Source organism: Lysobacter zhanggongensis (assembly GCF_046638635.1).
Classification (GTDB): Bacteria; Pseudomonadota; Gammaproteobacteria; order Xanthomonadales; family Xanthomonadaceae; genus Novilysobacter; species Novilysobacter luteus.
Genome location: NZ_JBJXHK010000011.1, coordinates 44,466 through 50,472, shown reverse-complemented (window position 1 = coordinate 50,472; position 6,007 = coordinate 44,466). Strand labels below are relative to the sequence as shown.

2 protein-coding genes are annotated in these 6,007 nt (G+C 68.2%); both read right to left on the bottom strand.

Annotation, left to right across the window (positions count from 1 at the left end):
- Window positions 1-114 precede the first annotated feature (114 nt).
- Window positions 115-888, bottom strand: a complete 774-nt coding sequence (locus ACKVMH_RS03620; RefSeq protein WP_412699254.1) for an NAD kinase — start codon at window positions 886-888, stop codon at window positions 115-117.
- A 104-nt stretch (window positions 889-992) separates the two neighbouring features.
- Window positions 993-6,002: an NAD-glutamate dehydrogenase gene (locus ACKVMH_RS03615; protein WP_215218083.1), complete on the bottom strand. Its 5,010-nt coding sequence runs from the start codon at window positions 6,000-6,002 to the stop codon at window positions 993-995.
- Window positions 6,003-6,007: the final 5 nt, after the last annotated feature.

Here is a 6,007-nt window from a genome sequence, read left to right as displayed (position 1 = left end):
GGCAGGCCGATCACCAAGCGAGTATCGGGGAGCGACTGATCGGCCTGCCCGAAGGCCGCTCGCGCGCATCCACGCGCTCTTCAGTTGCAAACCCGCGAAAGCTCCATCCGACCGCTACCCGCTAGTGAACTGCTCCGCCAGGATCCGGTCCTCGAGGTTGTGCTCGGGGTCGAACAGCAGCGTCACCGTGCGGTCGTGCGACTCGCGGATGGTCACTTCCACCACGTCGCGAACCTCGTGCGAATCAGCGGTCGCGCTGACCGGCCGTTTGTACGGATCGAGCACGCGGAACCGGACCTCGGTGTCGGCCTTCAGTACCGCGCCGCGCCAGCGCCGGGGCCGGAACGCAGCGATCGGGGTCAGTGCCATCACGTTGGCGCCCAAAGGCAGGATCGGCCCGTGGGCGGAAAAGTTGTACGCCGTGCTGCCGGCGGGCGAAGCGACCAGGACGCCGTCGCAGATCAGCTCGTCCAACCGGATCTGGCCATTGAGCGCGATCGACAGGTGCGCCGCCTGGCGCGTCTGCCGCAGCAACGAGACCTCGTTGTAGGCGAGCGAGCCGACGCTGGCACCGGATTCGGTTTCCGCCAGCATCTCCAAGGGGCGCAGGACCGCGGGCTCGGCGGCATGGATTCGCTCGAGCAGGCCGTCAAGCGCCAGGTGGTTCATCAGGAACCCGACGGTCCCCAGCTTCATCCCATACACCGGCTTGCCGAGGCCTCCGTGGCGGTGCAGCGTCTGCAGCATGAAGCCGTCGCCACCCAGGGCAACCAGTACCTCGGCATCCTCGGGCGGCACGTCGCCATGCCGGGCGACCAGCTTGACGCAGGCGGCCTGGGCGTCGTCGGCGGTACTGGCCAGGAAGGCGATGCGGGGCGTCGCGGTCATCGGCGGCTCCGGTGTCGGTCGCAGCAGGATAACGCGGCCGCGCGACGGGCGAAAAAAAAGCGCGGCGGCGAATGATCGCCGCCGCGCCCGTGGACCGCTGGACGTCAGGCGCCGGCGCTGGCCACCTGCGCCAGCCGTCGCACCACCACCGATACCGTCGGGTAGTCGAGCGTCTTCTGGTTCTGCAGTTCGGCCAGCATTGCCTGGGTGAACCGCAGCGTGGCGTCGTCGCGCTTCAGCCAGGCATCGACGCGGTCGTCAGCCGACTTCTTGCCGCCGCCGGCGAGGATCTGCCCGACCAGCGCCCGCTGCTGGGCACCCAGCTCGTCGCGCAGGGCGCCACGTGCCAGCGCCTGCCAGCGCCCGTCGACCGGCAGCGACTCGATCTGCTCGTACAGCCACGGCAGCTGCAGCGCGGCACCCAGCCCGAAGTAGGCGCGGGCCACGTCCACCGGCGACAGCTTGCGGGCGTGGGCAATCTCGACGATGTCGCAGCCGAACTCCAGCAGCGGCAAGGCAGCGAGCTGCTCTGCGAGGGCGCCGGGTACGCCCTTGGACTTCCAGTCCTCCAGACTTGCGGCAAAGACCTCGCGCCGCACCTCCGACATGGTCTGCGGCAGAGATTCGCGCACCGCCTTCAGGCCATCGCCGTAACGCGCCATCGCGGCCGTGATCTCCGGCATCGCACCCGGACGCGACAGCAGCCAGCGCGACATCGAGCGCATCAGCTGCCAGATCGTCTGCAGCGCGTCGATCTGCACCGCCTCGGCCACCTTGCCGTCGAGGGCGTCGATCTGCGCCCACAGGCCGCGTGCGTCGATCGCCTCGCGCGCGATCGTGTACGCCTCGGCCACTTCGCCGGCGCTGCGGCCGGTGTCTTCCTGCATGCGCAGGGTGAAAGTGGCCCCCATCCGGTTGACCATCGAGTTGGTCACCGCGGTGGCGATGATCTCGCGCTTCAGGCGGTGGTTCTCCATCGCCTTCGCGTACTTGGCCTGCAGCGGACCGGGGAAGTAACGCACCAGTTCCTTGGACAGGTACGGATCCTCGGGCACGTCGGAGTCGACCAGCTGCTGGAACAGCACCAACTTGCTGTAGGACAGCAGCACCGCCAGCTCCGGCCGCGTCAAGCCCTGCCCGCGCGCCTTGCGCTCGGCGATCTCGGCGTCCGACGGCAGGTACTCGATCTGGCGGTCCAGCAGCCCCTGCGACTCCAGCGTGCGGATGAAATGCTGCTTGGAGCCCAGCCGCGGCACCGACATCCGCTCCATCAGGCTGATCGCCTGGTTCTGGCGGTAGTTGTCGATCAGCACCAGCTGCTCGACTTCGTCGGTCATCGCCGCCAGCAGCTTGTTGCGCTCTGCCAGCTTCAGCTTGCCCGCCTGCACCTGCGAGTTGAGCAGGATCTTGATGTTCACCTCGTGGTCTGAGGTGTCCACGCCGGCGGAGTTGTCGATGAAGTCGGCATTCAGCAACACGCCATTGTGGGCGGCCTCGATGCGGCCCAGCTGGGTGAAGCCCAGGTTGCCGCCCTCACCCACCACCCGACAGCGCAGGTCGCGGCCGTCTACCCGCAGCGCGTTGTTGGCGCGGTCACCAACCTCGGCGTGGGTTTCGGTGCTGCCCTTGACGTAGGTGCCGATGCCGCCATTCCAGACCAGGTCCACCGGCGACTTCAGGATCGCGCTCATGAGTTCGGCCGGGCTCATCGCCGAGACCGAGTCGTCGATACCGAGCACCTCGCGCACCTGCGGGCTGATCCGGATCGACTTGGCGCTGCGCGGGAAAACGCCGCCACCCTGGCTGATCAGCGAGGCGTCGTAGTCCTCCCAACTCGAGCGCGGCAGCTTGAACAGCCGCAGGCGCTCCTTGTACGAGCGTGCGGCTTCGGGGTTGGGGTCGAGGAAGATGTGGCGGTGGTCGAACGCGGCCACCAGGCGGATGTGTTTGCTCAGCAACATGCCGTTGCCGAACACGTCGCCGGACATGTCGCCGATGCCGACCGCGGTGAAGTCCTGCTTCTGGGTGTCGTGGCCAAGCGCACGGAAGTGGCGCTTGACCGACTCCCACGCCCCCTTGGCGGTGATGCCCATGCCCTTGTGGTCATAGCCGACCGAGCCACCCGACGCGAACGCGTCGTCGAGCCAGTAACCATGCTCGCGGGCAATCGCGTTGGCGATGTCGGAGAACTTCGCCGTGCCCTTGTCGGCCGCCACCACCAGGTACGGGTCGTCCTGGTCGTGCCGGACCACGTTGGCCGGATGGACAACCTTGCCGTCCACCAGGTTGTCGGTGATGTCCAGCAGGCCGTTGATGAACATCTGGTAGCACGCCACGCCCTCGGCCTGGATCGCGTCGCGGTCACCGCTGGCCGGCGGCTTCTTGCTGATGAAGCCGCCCTTCGAGCCGACCGGCACGATCACGGTGTTCTTCACCATCTGCGCCTTCACCAGGCCCAGCACCTCGGTACGGAAGTCTTCGCGGCGGTCCGACCAACGCAGGCCGCCACGGGCGACCGGGCCGAAACGCAGGTGGATGCCCTCCACGCGCGGGCCGTAGACGTAGATCTCGCGGTACGGACGCGGCTTGGGCAGGTCCGGCACCTCGGCCGAGTCGAACTTGTAGCTGACGTAGCCCTTGTGCGTACCGTCGTCACCTTGCTGGTAGTAGCTGGTGCGCAGGGTCGCTTCGATCACGCCGATGAAGCTGCGCAGGATGCGGTCCTCGTCGAGGCTGGACACGCGGTCGAGCAGGCTCATCAGGGTGTTGCGGGTGGCCGCGATCTGCACGTCACGCTTGCCGGTGCGCGAGGCGATCACCGGCTCCAGTGCGCCCATCAGCACCTCGTCGCCGGCAACCAGCCGCGCAAACTGGCTGCGCAGGCGCTCCATGCCGGCCTTCACCTCGGCCTTGCCCTCGCGGCCGGTGGTCGGGTCGAAGCGCGCCTCGAACAGCTCGACCATCAGGCGCGCGAGCACCGGATAGCGGTTGAAGGTTTCCTCGACATAGCTCTGCGAGAACGGCACGCCCACCTGCTGCAGGTATTTGCTGTAGGCCCGCAGCATGGCGACCTGGCGCCACGACAGGCCGGCACCGAGGATCAGCCGGTTGAAGCCGTCGTTCTCGGCGTCGCCGTGCCAGATCCGGGCGAAGGCGTTCTCGAAGTCCTCGTCGACATCGGCGATGTCGGCGTCGGGGTTGCTGGTCTCGACCTCGAAGTCCTGGATGTACATCAGGTTGCTGTGGGCGTAGAGCCGGTACGGATGCTCGGAGACCACCCGGAGGCCCATGTTCTCCATCATCGGCAACGCATCCGACAGCGCGATGTCCTCGTTCTGCCGGTAGAACTTGAAGCGCAGGCCGCCGGCGCCGGGGCGCACGCGCGACAGGCTCAGCCGGAGGTCTTCCGGGCCGGTCAGGGCGGCCAGGTGCTCGACGTCGTCGGCCGCAATCGCGACGGTGACGTCCTCGATGTAACCGGCCGGCAACGCGCGGCCGAAGCCGTTGGCCAGCGCCAGGCCCTGCTGCTCGCCGTGGCGCTCGACCAGCAACTCGCGCAGGTCGTCGCGCCAGTTGCGCACGATCTCGGCCAGCTCGGCCTCGATCGCGGCGTTGTCGACCTGGATCGCCTCGCCCGACTTCGGCCGCACCAGCAGGTGCAGCTGCGCGAGCGGCGACTCGCCCAGGACCACGGTGGTGTCGACATGCTCGCCGTGCAGCACGCGCTTGAGCATCGCCTCGATGCGCAGGCGCACGTCCGTGTTGAAGCGGTCGCGCGGGATGTAGACCAGCCCCGAGAAGAACCGACCGTAGCGGTCACGGCGCAGGAACAGCTTGCTGCGCACACGCTCCTGCAGGCCGAGGATGCCGGTACTGGTGCGCAGCAGCTCGTCTCCGGTGGACTGGAACAGCTCGTCGCGCGGCAGCGTCTCCAGGATGTGGCGCAGGGCCTTGCCGCTGTGGCTGTCGGCCGGCAGGCCGGACTTCTCCATCACGTAGTTGTGGCGCTCGCGCACCAGCGGGATGTCCCACGGGCGGCGGCTGTAGGCGCTGGAGGTGTACAGGCCGAGGAAGCGGTCCTCGCGCACCGGCTTGCCGTCCTTGTCGAACGTGAGCACGCCGATGTAGTCCATGTAGCCCGGGCGGTGCACGGTGGCGCGCGCGTTGGTCTTGGTCAGGATCAGCGCGTCGACCGCGCCCGATTGCGGCATGTAGTGCGCGGCCAGCGACGACAGCGGCCGCGGCTTGCGCTCGTCAGTGCCGCTGAGCAGGCCCAGGCCGGACCCTTCGACCGCCGACAGCACCTCCTCGCCTCCCTTCTTGACGACCTCGTACTGGCGGTAGCCCAGGAAAGTGAAGTGGTTGTCCGCGGCCCAGCGCAGGAACTCCTGCGCCTCGCGGCGGCCGGCCTCGGTCACCGGCAGGCGGCGCTCGGCGATGTGCTCGGACACCTCCAGCATGCGCCCCCGCATCTCCGACCAGTCGCGCACGATCGCCCGCACGTCGGCCAGTACCGCCTCCACCGCCTTCTGCACCTTCGACATGGTCTCCGCGTCGAGGCGGTCGATCTCCAGGTGCATCAGCGACTCGGGCTCGCCCTCGCCCACCGACAAAAGCTTGCCGGCCTTGTCGCGCTTGATCGCCACCACCGGGTGGCCCAGCACATGCACACCGATGTCCTGCTCGGTCAGCGCCATGGTCACCGAGTCGACCAGGAACGGCATGTCGTCGTTGACGATCTGCAGCACCGTGTGCGGCGACTCCCAACCATGGGTGGCGCGGCTCGGGTTGAACAGGCGCGCCCGCGCGGTGCCCGGCTTGCGGGTACGGGCGAAGTCGAGGAAGTCGCTCGCCAGCGCGGCCCATCCTTCGGGCGTGTGCTTGGGCAGCTCGTCCTCACCCATGCGCTTGTAGAACGCCTGCGAGAACGCCTCGCCCTCCGCGTGCCGCGCCTTGGGCAGCCGCTTGCGGATCACGTCGATGATGGGCTTGAGCGACACCGCGTCGCTCCGGGTCGTGCTCGCGCCGGACGCTGCCGGTGCCTTCCTGCGGGCGGGGGATTTGCTCGCAACCGGCTTGGCTGCGCGTGCGGGGGCTTTGGGTTTGGTGCTCATGTGAA